Below are 18,673 nucleotides of genomic sequence, written 5' to 3'. Positions count from 1 at the left end.
ATGAAACGCTTAGCCAATTGGTTGCTTGGCGAAACAAACCCCCAAGCCATTAAAGAACAAGAGATTAAAAAGAGTTATACCAATCCGCTACCTTCTTTTGCAGATAGGCTTGCCATTGTTGATTTTAATGAACAAGAACAAGTATTTTTATTTGCTGATGGCAAAAGTTTAGGTTCAGGATTTGAATTAGGCGATATTCCAGCAGAAGCTGCTTCGCCTGACTATTTGCAAGCGGTGTTTAATAAAATTCGCGACACCTTTGCTTCGGTAGTTCCATTATACGCTGTTGATCCTTGGGTCATGCAGATATTTGTACAAGACGAGTATTGTCTTGCTCCAGTTATAGAACATATCAAAGCTCAAATTTCTGAGCCGCTTAAAAAGAGCTCATTAACTCAAGATTACTTGCAACGTTTGCAAGATCTCTACACTAAAATGACTAGGCCGGAAGGATTGTTCATTGATCCTAAAACAGGTTCCCCCTATCGCGGTCGTAGGCGAAGAATTAGAGTATTATTTTACCGTCAGCTACATCAAACCACTCTCAGTAGAGAGCAGACTTTTCAAGAGCACCAAGAAGTTATCAACCAAATTGAAGCAAAACTTCGCTCACCGGGATTAGAAATAAAACGTCTTAAAGGGCAAGATTATTATCAATGGTGGGTACGCTGGTTTAATCCTAAATCTGCTGAAAAAATTTTAACGCAATATCCCTATCCAATTCCTATCCCAGCCGGATTTAATCTAGCTCAAAATGTTTTTTTCTCGCCGCCCCAAAGTGATGACAAAGGGTTTATTTTTGAAGGCGTTAAACAACGAATATTATATGTCGATGGGTTGAAAGAAGCGCCTACTATTGGTTTAGTTTCTCGGGAGAGACAGCAAGCTAATCCTAAACATTGCTATGCCCTTCTAGATATTTTACCAGAAGGTAGCATCTACACTATTCAAGTCGTATTTAGTCATGATGCCAATTTGGATGCGCATTTATCGCGACTTGAAAAAGGTGTTGTTGGTACAAGCTTAAAGCCACAAGAAGTAAGAAATGATATTAAAGCAGCTCGTAATGAGTTAAGTACTGGCAATCGCCTATTTTGGGTCAATCAAGCTGTTTTCTACCAGGCGAAAGATGATCTTGATGCTCAAAATATAGAGAAGCAACTGCACAACCTATTTAATGAAGCAAAAATACCCCTTATTCATTCAGCCTATGATATTCACCCACTCAACTCCTGGCTTAATGCGCTTCCTTTTAATTTTGATCCTCATTATGCACGGAAATACCTTTGTTTTGATCGCTTAATGTATGCCACTGAGTTAGCCGCGCTCTTACCTGTTTATGGCCGTAATCAAGGGGCAAGGCATCTACCCTGCTTTCCTTTTTTCAATCGCTTAGGTGAACCTGTTTTCTTTGATTTACTACATCATGACTTCATTAGTCAAAATTCGCATTGCGCAATCTTTGCCAATTCTGGTGGAGGTAAATCTGTATTAATTGGCTGGATGATTCAATCGCTATTGGCTATAAAAAATGCTCGTGTAGTGCTATTTGAAATGGGAAATTCCTTTGACCGCATGTTAATGCATTGTCAAAAACACAATCTAAAAGTAAAGCAATTATTGCTTTCTAATCAGAAAGAACAAGCCATACCACTAAATCCTTTTTGCGATGCCTATAAAGCTTTACCTGAAATTAGTGAGCATTCTGAAATGATTGCTCAGCAGTTGCAAAAATTAAAAGTAGAGCAATCCCTGCAAGCATCAAATGAAGAATTAAATTGCCATAACGAGTCTCGCTCTTATTTAGCAGAACTTTGTTTAGCTTTAAGAACCATGATTACAGAAGCAAATGTTCGTGAAGAAGAAGGTTTTACCCTGGCTGATGAAACATTGCTTATAGAAATTCTAAGTGATGCGATTTATGAATCTGTTCAAAAGCAAGTCCCCCAAATGCTAACCGAGCATGTGTTAAGCGCTTTTGAAAAACGTATTGCCGTTGAAACTATTGCACGCAAAAAAGAGCGCCTGCAAGACATGGCCGATAGGTTAAAAAGTTATGTCATTAACACAGCTAAATCTCGATTTTTCAATGTTCCTACTGAACCCCTGGACGACTTTGATATTTTTCATATTGATATTTCGGCCATTAAAGATGATAGAGGAAAATTAGCGTTAGTCATGGTGTCGCTGTTACCAAGAATTTTAGCTTTGGCTGAACGCACTCAAAATGAAACAAGACCGATGTTTCTAATTATTGATGAAGCACATCTGCAATTTGAAATTGATGTGATTGTGTCTTATGCCACTTTAATCGCTAAAGTAGCGCGTAAGCTTGGCCTTTGGTTAATTCCTTTAACTCAAAATATAGCTGATATGAGTTCTGATAAAGCCACCAAGATTTTATCCCTAATTGAAACCTGGATTGTCTTAGGGCTAGATGAAAATGAACTTGCCAATATTAAAAAATTTAAAACACTAACTCCGCAACAAGAAGCCCTCATTCGAGATATTGACTCACAAAAGGGTTTTTACTCTGAAGCTGTATTGCTTGGCTCTCGTTACCAAGGATTATTTCGGGTGATACCGCCTCGATATCTACTAGCTCTTCTCATGAATGAAAAGAACGAAAAAGCTGCCCGCAATGAACTGGAGAAAGAACATGATGTTCTTGCTGCTGCCGAACTCATGGCCCAAAAGCTCGAGCAACCTAAAACATCTACTCATAATGGGGCTTATTTTTATGACTAAACTATCATTTGCTATAGAAAGCACTAGCCCACCACATCCTATTAACACATTCACTCTTGCCACCCGTGTTTTAGAAAAACTATTTCACAACAGTCATTATAAAGTCATTGGATCTTGTGCTTGGCGTGTAGGCCACTCGCCACCAAAGTTTTTTGTAACGCCAGCCATTGAACAATTTTTACCAGATTTAGTTATTACTGTAAGCAATAAGCCAGAAGAAAATCCCTGGCTGGAAATAAGAACACTCTACGAAAATAAAACAGCCAGAGCTGTTTATCAGCAAGCTTATAAAGCAGCCACTGGCTCCACCCTTGGCTTTGGCAATGATAGCGGACAAGCCACTGATCTTCATATCAATGATGAACGTACTCGTATCGTTGATGTCATTGGTAGCCCTGCTGCATTCTACCGTATTCCTTATCTGTCGCATAAACCGGAAACAGGCTTTGGCACACCTTACTACCTTGCTGAAGCTGATGCCGTTATGGATAGGACAGAAGTGGCTGAATTATTATATATGGGAACTCATCCACACCTATTAATCAACCATGAAATTGGCACCTTTTCTCAACAATGGGGTTCTGAAATTCCAAGATTAATGCGTGTAACACAACCTTATAATTATAGAGCGTCAGTTGTTGCTGCTATGCATGCAGCGGATATTGTTACTAATAACAGTCCTCTTCATGTCACCAAATCAACTCGTAATTCATGTGGTAAAAATTGCGTTATTGCTAATGTAACTTATGACCCCAAAAATACTAAAGTAATCTGGCAAGAAGTATACCCTTTTAATCGTAATATCCACCCTGGTGACCCACAAGACTTTGGTACAAAAGATGAGAAAGCTGGCCATGGGAATTATGTATTTGTTCTTTGGCGAAAATACCGTGGCTGCATTCAGCACAAGGGCAAACTCATCAATTTTTTAACTTCCCCTAAGGTGGGACACCCTCAAAAGAGATAGGACTATGCCATGAAAAAATCACTATTCTTTACTTTGCTTATCCCTACAGTAATTAATGCTGGAAGCTTTATGCCTAGCCAGTCGGATTATTATTATGAATTAGGAGGAATGTCCAATTTATTCGTTCCACCAGTAAATAAAGATCAAACTTTACGCATCGGTGCTGACATTAAGGGGCGGATTGGATTTTCGTGTAGTGGTTTTAATCCGGTAGTTTCCATTACCAATACGTTTCAAGACTTAAAAAAGTCAGCTCTAAACATTCCTAGTGGCGTTATTGATAACTTAAAAGGAGCAGTCGCAGGCTTCCCTCTTTATAAGCTGCAACAATCAATGCCTGCTTTATACAATGTTCTGCAAAATGCTGCATCTAGTGCACAAAACGAATTTACTCTTAGGGTTAAAGATTGCCAAGAAGTCAAACAAGCGCTTGAACAAAACCAATCGCCTATGGAAGGCATGTTATCAGTATCAGATAGTCAAGGATGGCTTGAGGCTTACAAGCGTGCGAAAAAAGAAAATGTGGATGTTACAGAGACCGCTAAAAGCATCGCACAAAAACGCGATGAGTATGGCTTGCCTTGGATTGGTCATGAAAAAGGCAATGCTGGTGGTAAATTCCAACGTCCTATTAAAGTGATTAATGACGTAGTTATTGCAGGCTACAACATTCTCCTAGAAAGAAAACCTTTAGATTCGCTTGATAAACCAGAAGCCAAAACGCCCATGACACAAAGTTGGCCTACACCTAATGATGCTGCCAATTGGGCTGTTAAGGTTTTAGGAGATATTCAAGTAAGTACCAGTGAAAACAAAAAGAATCATGACGCCAAAGCAGGCATTGGACTTTCTACTCTTTTACAAAGCTGCGCTAATGCCAATACCTGCAGCCAAAATATTGCGAAAGCACTATGGAATTTAGTCAATGGTACCTGGATTATCACTGAAGATAACCTACGTAAAGTGAGTGCTTCTAATTTATTAATAACCGATGAAATTATCATTACCATTCAGCATTTACCACGCGAAGAGCAAATGCTCACCGTATCAAAATTAGCAGAAGAAATCGCTGTTCAGAATATGTTAGATAAGGCGTTAATGATGCGCCGTATTTTACAAGCTGGACTACAAGTTCAGGAAGTACAAAACTTAAAACCTGCCATGACTATGGTACTTTTTGCGCTGAAAAAACTTGATGATGATATTCACTCTTTGTCTTTTGAAAATGATGTTCGTAAAAAAATGATGACTGAAACATTAGGCACGATTATGGACATTCGCCACCAAGCACGAAATCAAAACATCCCTGGCCAAGATCACGAGCAACCTACTGTCAAAAACGGCGCTATTTATTTTAAAGAAAATAAAGGAACTTAGTAATGGTTGTATTTAATCCTTTATCTCTTTACACCACCTATTTAGGATGGCAACAATATGAAATTCTGTTTAATGCTCTGTGGCAAACAGGGCTTTTATATCTTGGGTTTTTAGCCATTGGCTATCGCTTTCTTAAAAATGTGCTTAATCCAGCAGGCGCTTTCTACGCTACTGAACATGCCTTAAATAATTTTTTATATGAATTAGCAGTGACCTTTCTTATTTGTAGTTTATTTGTATATCCTTGTGTTCCACTAGAAACTACTGCTCTACAATTTAAACCATTATGCGGATTAAAAAACACAACAACCGCAGTCATTGGTGATAGTGGAACGACCTATGACGAAGCTTTTTCTGATCTACTGACTAAACAAGTCAAAATGCCCATAGGCTTTGCCATCATTCAAAATTTTATGTCTAGCTTTACTTACAGTATCATGAAAGTAACTGGCTGTACTGATAGCTTACAATCTATTCAAGGCGATTTAGTATCAACTTATTTACCTCAAGGTGTACGCAAACAAGCCTTAGAATTTCATAGGCAATGCTTTATTGAGGCGAAAACTCAGTTTAATAGTGAAAAACATGAAGCTAGTGAACTAGATCCTATGCTTAAACTCTATGGCGGCGAAGATGATTTAAATTGGATGGGTTCTAAAATTCTACAAAACATGTATTACAGCAGACTCCATGCACGCCAGCCAGTACCAGGTTTCACTTTTAAGCAAGCGCCAAATTCCAATCTTGAAAAAGCAGCTAACCGTGGTGATATACCGCCAGAACAGTTACCAGAAGATGGTTACCCTAGCTGTCAACAATGGTGGAACAAACTCAGAAATGATCTTGTTGATGTATCCAATAAAGCCAGCTTTTTTAATCGACATTTAAACTACTATGTCATGCTTGAGCGAGTACGTCAGTATAAGATAAAACATCCTAAAGCCTGGAAAGCTGATATTAGTGCTGAAGATTTCATTGCAAAAATGCTTTTAAGTGAAAGCAAAGATCTACAAATAAATTCAGTTGCCAATCTGATAGATAATGGCAATGGAAAAGTTGGTTCAGCTATTACTCATAACTTAGTTAATGCTGGACAGTGGGTAAAATTCTGGACATCCACGCCCTTAAAACGCGAATCTATTATGCAAACCTTGCCAGTAATGCAAGCGTTTTTTATGTTCTTTTTAATTATTTTAACCCCAATGGTATTGGCTTTAAGTTGCTACAGCCCAAAAGCACTAGGCAGCTTATGTGCATTATTTGTTATGGCTATCTTTCTTCAATACCTTTGGCACCTAGTCGGCTTTATTGAACGTTCAGTACTTGATCCACTCGATGAGAATGAAGCTATTGCCGCAATGAAGAATATGGCTGTGCTTTTTTACTTTGTTGCTCCTATCTTATTGTTAAGATTATCTAGCCATTTTGGTGGTGAAGCTGGCGCGGGCCTAATGGATTTAATTAGTGGATCTGAGCGTCATAGCGAAAGCATGAGTCAATCAGGAATGGAGGTAGCAAAAGCCGGAGTCAAACTGCTATCAAAAGGTCTTAAATGAACAATTTATTTAGATTCAAGAGATTCGTTGTATTCACGAATACTGATCGAGCCCTTATCCAATTTTTCCCGAGCTTCGTAGACCGTCAGGCGGCTTTTATTTGGCTTATCGTCCGCTATGCCCACAAACGCCTCAAGCACGACAGCTAACAAACGAAATACTTTTTGCATGTGGAGTTATCCTTATGATCAAACACTATATCCGTTCAACCATTATAATACTGCTTCAAGCCATTTTACCAATCCTAGCATTGTTCATACTTGCTCCCTTACTGATTAATAAAAACTCCTTCGCCCAGTGGCAACATGTTTTAACCAATAATCAACCAGTGTTTATTATCTTACATGGACTATTTTACTTAGCCTTAGTTTGGCTATGGCCAAAGCTCATTACACGGCTACAAACTCAAAATCAGTTATCACCACCACAATTAAGTTCAGCATTAAATATACGTTGGTATTTACTTACCATTTTCATATTCATAGATGCGCTTATGATATGGAGATAGTATGAAAGATTATCCTATTAACAATTTGTTGCGCGAACCTACAGAAGCTTGGTCAGCAATCACGTGTTTATCCTTAGCTCTACTAGCTTATTGCCAGCCCCACCTCTTCTTATTAACTCAAGGTATGAGTAGATATGCAGCTATTACGCTTTTAATTCCAGGGATATATAGAGGGTGGCAGGCTATCAAAGTGAAACGCTACCATCGCAGGCTTTTAGCCATGCCAACTTATGCTCTATCAACTTCAGAAATTCCTTTATCTAAAAACTGGCTATTTTTAGGCCGAGGTTTTCGTTGGCGGCCTAGTCATACACAACGATTGCATCAGATTAAACAGGTTAGAAATGAGAAATTTATACAGCGAAGCTATTTTTATCGCTTTGCTAGACAATTTTGCCGAAACCATGAGCGTACAAGGTTAGCCAAATGGCTTAACAATCCATCAAAACTCAATCCATTTAGACCCGATCCGCCAGTTGGCGGTAACCCTTTTCTTCATGGTGTTGGTGAAGAGGACAAACTAATATACATTCCCCAAAATGTACGCGTAGGCCATACTTTTGTAGTAGGCACTACTCGAGTTGGCAAAACGCGATTAGCTAGTATTCTCATTAATCAAGACATTAGAAATGGCGATGCCGTCATTGTTGTGGATCCTAAAGGTGATCAAGAGTTAGTGCGAGATATGATAGCTGCCTGCGAGGTAGCTGGGCGACTAGAAGATTTCAAAATCGTTCATCTAGGTTTTCCTGAGCAATCCGCTCGATATAATCCACTCAAAAATTATGATCAAATTAGTGAAGTTGCTACACGCATTACCGACGCTATATCAGCTGAAGGTGAAGGTAAACAATTTGCCGCTTTTGCCTGGAAATATGTCAATATTGTTGCTATCTGCCTTGAAGAAATGAAGCAACCTATAACTTATCAATCAATCGCCTTTTATATTAGCCGACTTGATCAGCTATTAATGGCTTATGCGGACACTATCTTACCCAATCACTACTCTAACTACCGTCAAGTGATTAAAGACATTATTGAAGAACATGACAGTAAAATTGGCAAAAATAATAGAACAAAGTCCCGTATGGAGCGCCATCAAGCTGTCATTCAATACGTTAAAGATCACATCAACAAAACCATTAAAAACAATAATGCTGAAGCCCTGCACGACCAGATTCTCATAGATCTTTACGACGCAGCCATTATGGATAAACATTACTATGACAAAATAACAGCCAGTGTGGGGCCTGTATTATCTGAAATCAATAATAGTAATGCTTCTAAAATCTTGTCTTCAAAACCACAACTTTATGATATTGAGTTAATGGATGTCATTAAAAATAAAAAAGTGCTTTATATTGGTTTAGATAGTCTAACGAATCCCAATATTGCTCAAGCAGTTGGTAAAGCTTTCTTATCCGATCTAGTCTCTACCGCTGGCAAAATCTATAAAAAACCCAATGCTCACTATACTTTAAACCTACATTGTGATGAATTATCAGAAATTATCCAAGATTCCTTTGTAAAAATTCTTAATAAGGCGGGCGGCGCTGGATTTCAAGTTACTGCTTATGCTCAAACTATTCAAGATATGGAGGTTGCTCTTGGCTCGAGAGCTAAGGCTGAAGTTTCTGAAGGAAATTTTAATACGCTTATTATGTTGCGTGTTAAGAATGAAGAAACAGCCAATCTATTAGTTAAAATGCTGCCTCAAGTTGATGTTATTGGGCATACACAGGCGTCTATAGTAAGTGATACGCCGCATGGGAAGGATGGGGTCTATTTTAATACGACTAATGAGGATAGGGTGCAAAGTTCTTCAGTTCCTATGATTGGGCAAGATGATATTATCTCTTTACCTAAAGGACAGGCATTTATTTTAGCTGGTGGGGGAGAAATTTATAAAATTCGTATTCCCTTACATTCGACGATAAATAAGCGTAGCTCCAGACAAACACTTATTACGTAGAGGACTGCAAATCCTTGTGCGGTGGTTCGATTCCACCTCTAGCCCCTATTTAATATCAAGCAATTACGTGAACTCTCGAAGTTTAGATTTCCATGTAGACGCAATTTAAACAGAATTTAATACTTTAAAATATTAGAAAACAAGTGGTAAGTAATAATAAATAAAGTTTCTAAAGCATAGATTTTATAGAATCCTATCTTTATTATAGATAATCAGAGGAGTAGAAAAATCTACTATATGGTTTGGAAATAAAATACCAAAACTTGCATTATTCTTATTAATTCCAAATTTTGGCGAGTCCATTATACATTCAACGTGTTCACGCACTTGGGAATTAAGACACGATAAAACATATTTTATAAAATCATTTACAATTTTGAATTCTTTATCTATTTCATGAAATCCACATGTATCAAAATTTACGCCTAGTGTCTTTTGCCATAGAGATTCATATTCTGTAAAAATAGGAACTTTTTTATTAAAAAATACCTTATTAATTTTTAATCTCTTGAGATTCACATTTCCATGTAAAAGATCATTTCTAATATTTATTAATGAATTATAATTTTTACACTCATGAGACTTCCAATTCACAGGGCTAGCAAAACCTTTGCAGTTAATGTGCAACAATTGAATTTTTATATCGATGTTACTCCTAATATAATTTTCTAGTAATCTATTATTTTCCTTTATCTCTGGAATACAAAGAATAAAAATTAAAAAATTAATAAAAGATTCAGCTAAAACTGGAATTATTAATCTTAAAGAATATGAAAGTCCTATTCCTAAAGAGAACTTTTGAGATATTTCCTTATAATTTTCTGCAAAACCACTGTCACAAATCCAATCGTTTGAAATCTTAGCCGATTTATTATTAGGATCTAACTCCAATTTATCTAGTTCACTTCTTAATTGATTAATTGCCTGTTTAATTTGATAATAAGGGTTAATATATTGATCCCAACTTTCCAACATGTTTTTCTTTATATCCGATAATTTCCTTGCGTAATTTTTTAAATCATCCTTTATTGATTTTATCAATTGATATTTATCTATTTTTGATACATCCCAGTCTCCATAAAAATGGACCTCTGTTCTAAAATTCATGCCCAGAAATTGTATCCAACCTTCATTAGAATTAAGTGTCCAATCCCAATGAATGAGGCTATCTGAATCATCATCTCGAATAATACTATGAATCCCATTTGGAGGTCCAAATTTTGCATATAGAAAGCAATATAAATCACATGGTAAAATTTCATTTTCAAATAAAATTATTCCTTGCCACTTTGGCCAATTATTCATTTGAAATTTCTCAACAATTACTTTTGAATCGATAGAACAAAAGTTATCTATAAAAAATAAATGCATATTAATCCTTTAAAATTGATGAAGGAAATATATAACATCTATTAGAGTACTAACTTAATATTTTAGTTCAAAAATAATGTTAGCCAATCTGCGTCACTGCAATATTGTGCAGTGACGCAGAAAAAACAACCTAATTTTACGGCTTAAAATCAACACTTTTAGCTATTTTGTCCGATCCCGCCAATCGGGATTGGACAAAGCTCTTTCTAAAATCTCTTGCCTAGCAAGCACCATTTTGCTAATTTTAAATCAGCATAACTGATGAGCCAGTACAGTTCTGGCGAAACGTCATCTGACGTCTTATGCAAAGCCACTCCTTTCCCTAACTTGGTGGCTGGACGTTCAGTCGGGAAACCTATCTAGGAAACTCTGTCATTCGACAGGGCAGCTCTTGGAGCTTAAGTCAACTTATTTCAATTTGGCCATGGACTTGTATGACAAGGCCCATTGTTTTGTCATTTATTTAATCATTAAACAAGGAGAAAATAACCTTAAAAACACTGTTGTAATTTGGCGAGATCGTTGCCTTATAACGATTGATTTGCCCCCTACTTCGAGCTTTATGGCTTTAGCCAGGTTTCATCTTTGAGTGAGCCGCTCGATCAACACTAAACCAAAGACAGGGCAAATAGTTATTAATAGTGAATAGCCTAATGAGAAAATACAGCTTAAGACAAACTGCCAATCAATATTTAAAATTAGCTAATCAAGGCAGCTACAAGGAAAGAAAGCAGCAGGCTTATGTGATTCGTAAGCTGATAGATGATTTGTATACTGTTGGTGATATGCCGCCAACCTGGAACGCTCTTCAACCATACCATATTCATAAACTAGTCGCTTATTGGAAAAAAAGTAAACTACGAGCCGGCACGATTATGAATCACATGACTATAGTCAGGCGTTACTTAAAGAGCATTGATTGCTCATTAACGAATATAGATAATAAATCGCTACAACTAAGTAAAAGCCAAAAACGCCGCAGAAAACTCAAACTTCAGGATGACCATTGGAAAGCATGGGATACACAGATTCCACGCTTAATTATGGCGCTTCAAGCAGAATTTGGCCTGACCTTCCAAGAAGCTATATACATTAAATCTGAAATTAATATTCAAGAAGATAGTCTCTGGATAACCCGTAATATTTCTTTTAACTCGTTGGATAGAACTATTCCTATTCGCAATGAAACACAAAAAGCCATTCTCTCTGAAATTAAGCAACTAACTCAAGGGAAATCCATTGCTGATTTTAATGGTTATGAAGAAACAAAATTCGTCTGGCGAAAAGAATTGAAAAAATATGCTTTGCCATTCAAGAAATCATGGCGTTATTTATATGCAAAGCAGATGCGTCAATATCTTTTACCATTAATAGGTAGGTATGAAACCTACTGGTTAATTCGTAGCGAAATGGGTATCAAATCCCGTGATACGCTATGGAGATACCTTAATGAGTAAAACTAAACTTAAAAATGCTCAGTACTCCATTCATGAATGTCTGAAAAAAATTCATAACTACTCTTATGCCAGTAAAGCCGATATGAAGCACATGCTTACTCGTTGCATCAAAGATTTACACGAGCTTGGCTATAAGTTAACACATATCAAAGGTTTAAAGCCGAAACATATCTATATTCTGGTTGAATACTGGAAGAAACAAAATAAAAATCCTGCGACTATCAAAAATTACATGGCTAAATTACGCAAGGTATCATCGGTCTTAAACAAGCCTGAATTAATTAAACAAAGTAATGACGCTTATCAAATTAATAAGCGCAGCTATGCCCCTCAATATAATAAAGCAATAAAAGGTGTCGATTTCACCAAATGCGCAGATCCGTTGATTCGCTTGTCTTTAGAGGTTCAATATCTTTTTGGGCTTCGCCGTGAAGAATCAATGAAAATTATAATTAGCGAGGCCTGGCAAAGAGAAAAGCTAGTAATTAAACCTAGTTGGACTAAAGGAGGTATTGGCCGTACCCTTAAGATAACAAGCGAGTCGCAAAGACAGTGGTTAATTAAAGCCATGAACCAAATACCGCTTGGCCATTCTTTAATCCCACGAGGAAAGTCGTATAAAAGTCACTTATCTCACTATCATGACGTCCTGGCCAAAATGGGCTTAAGTAAATGTCATGGGCTTCGCCATGCCTATGCACAACGAAGATATCTTGAAATTACTAAGCACTACGATAAAAATGCCCATGGTCTACTTTGCCCTATTCAAGGAGGAAAAAACTATAAAGAACTTAGCTTTCTTGAAAAATATTGGGACAAGACTGCAAGGGAAATAATTAGTCAAGAGCTTGGACATTCAAGACTGAGCATTACTAAAGTTTACCTTGGCTAAAAATATATTTAATCTTGCATGTTAAAATAATTTATTTTTCATCAAAAATTAATGGCATCTAGCAATATCATTTCCGCTTTGCTCTTACCTTAGAAGATTAGTTAGTTTATAGGTAAAGCACTTATCTATGTCTAAATTGGCTAAACCAATTTTAGAGGTATATGCTTAACGTAAGAAAATTATCTATTTAAGCTAAATCTAATTTGGGAATTAAGTGCATGAGGCAACTTGATAATAACAGGACGTTATTTTCTCCTACAGATTTAACTAATTTCCTCGGCTGTCAACATGCTACTTATCTTGATTTAAAATGCTTTAGGGAGGAAATCCCGCCGCCTGTGGTCAATGAAAGTAATCGACTTCTACAGGAGAAAGGGTTTGAGCATGAAAAAAATTATTTAAAACAGTTACGAGAACAAAATAAAAAGATTATAGAAATTTCTCGCACAACAACTTTAACGGAATCAATAAAATTAACTCAAGAAGCACTACACACGGGTGCAGATGTCATTTACCAAGCTCATCTTCATGATGATTTTTGGACAGGTCATGCTGATTTCTTAATTAAAGTTGATATACCCTCTTCCTTAGGCTCCTATAGCTATCAAGTAATTGATACTAAATTAACTAGAACACCCGAACCAAAGCATCTCATTCAACTATGCGCTTATACTGATTTATTAAGTAAATTACAAAGCCTGCTGCCTAAGCAAATGGCACTAGTTTTAGGCGATAGCCAGCAGCGCCCTTTTAACTACAGTGATTTTGCTTATTACTACAAAATTATCAAAAATAATTTTGAAGGCTATGCTAACAACCCGCCCACCCAATCTTCTCCAAAACCTTGTGAACATTGTAAAGTTTGTCACTGGCAGTCGCGCTGTAAAGAGCAATGGCAAACAGAGGATCATTTAAGTTTAGTTGCTAATATTAAACGTGCTGAAATAGATCAATTGAATAAAGGTGGCATCACAACCGTTGCTGCGCTAGCAAACTTAGCTGATGATTTTCCGCTTGAAGAAATGAACCTCGAAATTTTACAGCGCTTACGTGAGCAAGCAAGGTTACAGTTGTATAAACGCGAAACTGGGCATGAAAAATATGAACTACTTACTCCCATCCCACATAAAGGTTTTGAACGTTTACCCCAGCCTAATGAAGGAGATCTTTTTTTTGATATGGAAGGAGATCCACTTTATCCACAAGGACTTGAGTACTTATTTGGCGTTTATTTTCAAGAAAATAAACAATGGCACTTTAAAGCATTTTGGGCACATAACCATCCTGATGAAAAGAAAACATTTAAGCAATTTATGAAATTTCTTAAACAGCATTTAACTCGTTTCCCCGATGCTCATATCTATCATTACAATCACTATGAAAATACTGCTTTAAAGCGCTTAGCTTGCCGTTATGGCGTTTGCGAAGATCAGGTAGATAATTTATTACGTGAAAAAAAACTTGTTGATCTCTATAAAGTCGTACGGGAAGGTATTCGCATTTCAGAATCTGGTTATTCTATAAAAGATTTAGAAGTTTTTTATATGGATAAACGAGATAACTCAGTTCAAACAGCTATGGATAGTATTGATGTTTATAATCAATGGCTGATTACTAAAAATCCTCAGCTATTAAATGATATAGAAGAATATAATAAGGTCGATTGTATTTCGACATTAAAATTACGCGATTGGTTAATTTCTATTAAACCGATTAATACTGCTTGGTTTAGAAAAGAAGAAGAAGTAAAAAAAACTAAACCTCGCTCACCTAGTCAACGTAACGAGCCAGAAATTACCTATGAACAATATCAAAAACTTCTAAAAACTAAGATAGAAAATAAAAAATTATCTGAGCGATTAATTAATTTACTTGAATATCATAAAAGAGAATCAAAACCAAAATGGTGGTCAGTATTTGAACGGCAAGATAAATTCGATTATGAGTTAATTGAGGACACAGAATGTTTAGGCGGCCTGACTTTATTAGGAGAACCCATTTCTGAAAAAAGATCCTACATCTATACTTACCGCTTTCCGCCTCAAGAGTTTAAGCTTCACGCTGGCAGTAGTGTTTTAAACACTGCGTCAACCAAAGGGGCAGGAACGATTGTAGAACTAAATGATGAGCAAAGGTTAGTTAAAATTAAGCTGGGTAAAGCCAGCGGCGAGCTACCGCCACACCTATCTATAAGTCCTACTGGGCCAAGGGATACAAAAAAAATTCGCTCAGCCCTTTACCGTGTGGCAGATAATATTCTTAATGCAAACGATAAGTATCAAGCAATTTTAGATATTTTAAATAAGAGAGCGCCTTATCTTAATAATAAACTTGCAGGCCAACCTATTATTAATTCTGATAAGTTACAGGATGAAACATTTGAAGCTATTAAAGCTCTCAATAACAGTTACCTTTTTATTCAGGGTCCACCAGGCACAGGAAAAACCTATACTAGCAGCCATATTATTGTTGAATTACTTAAAAACAATAAAAAAATAGGGATTGCTTCTAACTCTCATAAAGCAATACATAATTTACTTGGTAAGATAGAAAAAGTAGCTATAGAACAAAGCTTTCATTTTAAAGGTATAAAACGCAGCAGTGAAAATGAGGACAGTTATGAAGGGACATTTATTAGTAATAACAAAAGTGGAAATATAATTCCCTCTGATTACTCACTATATGCTGGAACTGCTTGGTTTTTTGTGGACGAGTTTTTTGAAGAAAATCCACTTGATTACTTATTTATTGATGAAGCAGGTCAAGTTTGTTTAGCCAATGTAGTAGCTATGGGCACAGCAACAAAAAATATTATCCTTGTTGGTGATCAAATGCAGCTAGCGCAACCTATGCAAGGAACTCATCCCGGTGAATCAGGCCTTTCTATTCTTGATTTTTTGCTAGGCAATCATGCAACGGTTTCTCCTGATCGCGGTATCTTTTTAAAAGATAGCTATCGAATGCGTCCTAGCATCTGCAATTTTATTTCCCAAGCGTTTTATGATGGACTCTTAAATGCTCATCCCTCTGTTAATAAATATCAACTATTTTTTAATAATGTAAATTTACCTAATGATGGTATTTGTATTGTACCTATGGATCATGAAGGCTGCTCGCAAAAAAGTGTTGAAGAAGGAGAGATTATTAAATCATTATATAAAACGTTAATAGAGCAAAAATTTAAAGATGATGAAGATCAGCGTAAGCTAACACCAGCTGATATTTTAATAGTCTCTCCTTATAATGTGCAGGTTAATTATTTACGCTCTATCCTACCAGCAGGTGCTCGCGTAGGCACAATCGATAAATTTCAAGGTCAAGAAGCAGCTATTGTTCTAATTTCGATGGCTACTTCAAGCGCAGAAGATTTACCTCGCAATATTGAATTTCTTTATAGTAAAAACCGTTTGAATGTTGCCATTTCACGAGCCCACTGCTTAGCTATAGTAGTTTTTAGTAAGAAACTATTAAATATTACTTGTAAAACAATTGAGCAAATGAAATTAGTAAATAGCTTGTGTTGGTTATATGATTATGGGCAGAAAATCTACTGATAGATCATGGATAATATTATATTCCCTCAATCTATTTTCAATACTATTTTTTATATTAGAGTTGATAAAAAATTTCTTTAAAACTTTCTATAGAGTTTTTAGTACCTGCGCTTAACTGCAATAAATAAGCGTTTTCATCATCCCACCAAAGCGCATCATGCGGTCCATAAGAATTATTAAAACTAGCAATGTAGATATTGCTGGAAATTATATTACCTTTTGGATTAATAACATTTAAATTAAAACTACTATAGCCACTAAATGAACTCATATTAGGCAATCTAGAAATTGCTGGTTTCCTTGTTGGGAAAGACGCTTTATTAAAAATACGAAACCATGCAACTTGGTTTTTCTTTCCATTCTTAGGAAACAAAACAAGTTGAGTTTCTTCAATTTGATTTTTATTACCGTAAGTAATTTGACTATCTAGAATAAAGTCTAAGTTAAGGAGGTTTAAAAGCTTAATAGACTTCTCTGGCTTACTACATGTAGAGACATTATGCATTGGCCATCTTAAATTCCATATACTCGAAGGAGGTTTATATTCATTTCTATTAATTAGAGCATTCTCCATGCAATTATTGTGACGTGACCAATACGTTAGTTTATAAAAATTCTCGTGTAAAATTTTATTAGATGAAGGAATAGGAGAAAAAAACTTAGCAAGCTCTACGAGTTCTTCATCCTTTAAATTACCCTCAAGTAAACGAATTTCAATGTTAGTTCCATATGAAAAAAAACTTAATGTTTTTGATTTAGAATAATCATACCCAATCCAACAAATACTTTCTTGGTTGAGAGCATGGGGTCTTATTTCCCAAACCCAATGATCATATAAAGCCGCATGATCTAATGTTGACAAAGGTCCAAAATCATATAAAAACTGCTTACATCTCAAAAGAGCGTCTTTATACTTAATATAAAAGTAATAAGAAGAAAAATGGGCGGAGCACCAAGCAGACCATGTTTTGAATTGATAATGACTTGGTTGTTGATTATAAGGAATATCCTCTTCTCTAAGTATAAAATTATATAAATTAACTTTATCCGTGTTAGGTATCAAAATAACAAAGTTTACTTTTTCTTGGGCCTGCGTTGGTAATACGTCATACACTAAATTCATTGCCTAATTCCAAATTATTTTTATTTTATATTTTTTTTAAATATTGGTTTTACAAGGACAAATTAATAATCATGAAAAAGAGCGATCTTTTTCAGCCTCTTTTGTTTCGTGTATTTTGTGGTCATTCATAAAGAAACCAGTTATCGATGCTCTCACGTGATTTCCGGCTGCATTCTCTACTTTTTTTATACAATGCAGGATATCGTTTTTAAAAATAACCAACCTATTAGGTTTTGGTACAATATAATGGCCTATTCCATCACCTATGTAATTATTTAAGCCAGAACTATTAAGGTGAAAACCTACTTTTTTCTTCTTATTATCAATTAAAGTCACTTCAGGGTATTCAAAATCTAGCTGGGGAATAGGATTAATTAGTAACTCAGCTCCCCATGCCGCATCCCAAGCGGGGTGGCAGTAATATACATATGCACCTGATATCTTATATTTTCCATCCGTATGCCAAGAAAGCCCTGAGCCTCTGGGATAAAGATAAGGCCTTGCAAAGAAAAAATCCCAATCTTTATCTTTGTAACCTATTAAATGGGCAAACTCACACGAGGTGGCAATGAGTTCATAAATGAATAAATCGATTGTTGTGTTTGTAGGATAGATTTGTTCCGTAGTACACGGTTCAGATCTAGGGTGAGAAATTGTAACGCCGCCCCATAAAGGGGAGCCATCTTCAAGGCTAAACGCATTTATCCATTTAGAAGAGTGAACAAATTTGAACTTTTCAGTTTGAATAAAATTCCAAATTTTTTCGAAAGCTGATGACTCTAAAAAGTCATCAACTACTACAAAAACGTCATTGTTAAAAGTTAATTTCATAATCGATAGCAAGATTTTAAAGGAAGGATCATCTCTCCTTTAATTACCAAGGCATGTATTCATCTTTATCTTCTTCGTTATCGATTCTATTAGAATAATATTCTTTCATAACATCTCCTTATTCAAAATCATTTCTAGTAGCCTGGCGGATTATAGATTTATTACTGTATTGAGGCAATTAAATTCAGAGTGCTTTTCATTTATAAAGTCCGGATAATTATATGCTTTTGAAAGTTAAAGTATTTATCAAAAGCACATCAAACAACTCTATTGCATTATTCGAGATAAATACGTATCTGAAAGTTCTGCTTTACTTT

General features: G+C 35.9%; 13 protein-coding genes. 9 read left to right on the top strand and 4 right to left on the bottom strand.

Going from position 1 to position 18,673, the window contains the following annotated elements; all coding sequences use genetic code 11:
• From DYE47_RS04835 to DYE47_RS04820, 4 genes are read left to right on the top strand one after another with little or no spacing between them, the layout of a single operon-like run.
• Complete coding sequence (locus tag DYE47_RS04835; RefSeq protein WP_165482022.1) at nucleotides 1-2,748, top strand: conjugative transfer ATPase; 2,748 nt, start codon at nucleotides 1-3, stop codon at nucleotides 2,746-2,748.
• Nucleotides 2,741-3,715 carry a TIGR03756 family integrating conjugative element protein gene (locus DYE47_RS04830; RefSeq protein WP_115304017.1) on the top strand — a complete coding sequence of 325 codons (975 nt, stop codon included), beginning with the start codon at nucleotides 2,741-2,743 and terminating at the stop codon, nucleotides 3,713-3,715. The genes DYE47_RS04835 and DYE47_RS04830 overlap by 8 nt, the downstream gene beginning before the upstream one ends.
• Nucleotides 3,716-3,724: 9 nt before the next feature.
• Nucleotides 3,725-5,092: an integrating conjugative element protein gene (locus DYE47_RS04825; protein ID WP_115302178.1), complete on the top strand. Its 1,368-nt coding sequence runs from the start codon at nucleotides 3,725-3,727 to the stop codon at nucleotides 5,090-5,092.
• Nucleotides 5,093-5,094: 2 nt separating this feature from the next.
• Nucleotides 5,095-6,648: a conjugal transfer protein TraG N-terminal domain-containing protein gene (locus DYE47_RS04820; RefSeq protein WP_115302177.1), complete on the top strand. Its 1,554-nt coding sequence runs from the start codon at nucleotides 5,095-5,097 to the stop codon at nucleotides 6,646-6,648.
• 5 nt (nucleotides 6,649-6,653) lie between these two features.
• Here the strand turns inward: DYE47_RS04820 and DYE47_RS16185 are convergent, their stop codons facing one another.
• On the bottom strand, nucleotides 6,654-6,818 hold the full coding sequence (locus tag DYE47_RS16185) for a hypothetical protein (RefSeq protein WP_165482023.1): 165 nt from the start codon (nucleotides 6,816-6,818) through the stop codon (nucleotides 6,654-6,656).
• A 14-nt stretch (nucleotides 6,819-6,832) separates the two neighbouring features.
• Here DYE47_RS16185 and DYE47_RS04815 point away from each other — a divergent pair, with 14 nt between their 5' ends.
• The gene (locus tag DYE47_RS04815; protein ID WP_115302176.1) at nucleotides 6,833-7,156 is read left to right on the top strand and encodes a hypothetical protein; all 324 of its coding nucleotides are present in this window, start codon (nucleotides 6,833-6,835) and stop codon (nucleotides 7,154-7,156) included.
• Between the two features lies 1 nt (nucleotide 7,157).
• Entirely contained in the window at nucleotides 7,158-9,128 is a 1,971-nt protein-coding gene (gene traD / locus DYE47_RS04810; RefSeq protein WP_115302175.1) for a type IV conjugative transfer system coupling protein TraD, read from the top strand.
• 183 nt (nucleotides 9,129-9,311) lie between these two features.
• On the opposite strand, the gene DYE47_RS04805 is transcribed toward traD, so the two are convergent.
• Nucleotides 9,312-10,499 carry a hypothetical protein gene (locus tag DYE47_RS04805; protein ID WP_115302174.1) on the bottom strand — a complete coding sequence of 396 codons (1,188 nt, stop codon included), beginning with the start codon at nucleotides 10,497-10,499 and terminating at the stop codon, nucleotides 9,312-9,314.
• Nucleotides 10,500-11,152: 653 nt separating this feature from the next.
• Here DYE47_RS04805 and DYE47_RS04795 point away from each other — a divergent pair.
• The 3 genes from DYE47_RS04795 (at nucleotide 11,153) to DYE47_RS04785 (ending at nucleotide 16,402) form a co-directional block, all read left to right on the top strand.
• The gene (locus DYE47_RS04795) at nucleotides 11,153-11,956 is read left to right on the top strand and encodes a phage integrase N-terminal domain-containing protein (protein WP_115302173.1); all 804 of its coding nucleotides are present in this window, start codon (nucleotides 11,153-11,155) and stop codon (nucleotides 11,954-11,956) included.
• A complete protein-coding gene (locus tag DYE47_RS04790) occupies nucleotides 11,949-12,848 on the top strand; it encodes a phage integrase N-terminal domain-containing protein (RefSeq protein WP_165482024.1) in 900 nt (299 codons plus the stop codon). Before DYE47_RS04795 ends, DYE47_RS04790 begins: the two co-directional genes overlap by 8 nt.
• A 218-nt stretch (nucleotides 12,849-13,066) precedes the next feature.
• Nucleotides 13,067-16,402, top strand: a complete 3,336-nt coding sequence (locus DYE47_RS04785; RefSeq protein ID WP_115302171.1) for a TM0106 family RecB-like putative nuclease — start codon at nucleotides 13,067-13,069, stop codon at nucleotides 16,400-16,402.
• Nucleotides 16,403-16,457: 55 nt separating this feature from the next.
• Here the strand turns inward: DYE47_RS04785 and DYE47_RS04780 are convergent, their stop codons facing one another.
• Nucleotides 16,458-17,525 carry a hypothetical protein gene (locus tag DYE47_RS04780; protein ID WP_115302170.1) on the bottom strand — a complete coding sequence of 356 codons (1,068 nt, stop codon included), beginning with the start codon at nucleotides 17,523-17,525 and terminating at the stop codon, nucleotides 16,458-16,460.
• A gap of 69 nt (nucleotides 17,526-17,594) precedes the next feature.
• A complete protein-coding gene (locus DYE47_RS04775; RefSeq protein ID WP_115302169.1) occupies nucleotides 17,595-18,356 on the bottom strand; it encodes a 2OG-Fe(II) oxygenase in 762 nt (253 codons plus the stop codon).
• Nucleotides 18,357-18,673 lie beyond the last annotated feature (317 nt).

This window comes from Legionella beliardensis, from assembly GCF_900452395.1.
Lineage (GTDB): Bacteria > Pseudomonadota > Gammaproteobacteria > Legionellales > Legionellaceae > Legionella_C > Legionella_C beliardensis.
The sequence above is the reverse complement of the archived record's forward strand: the minus strand, read 5'-3'. Positions and strand labels throughout refer to the sequence as shown.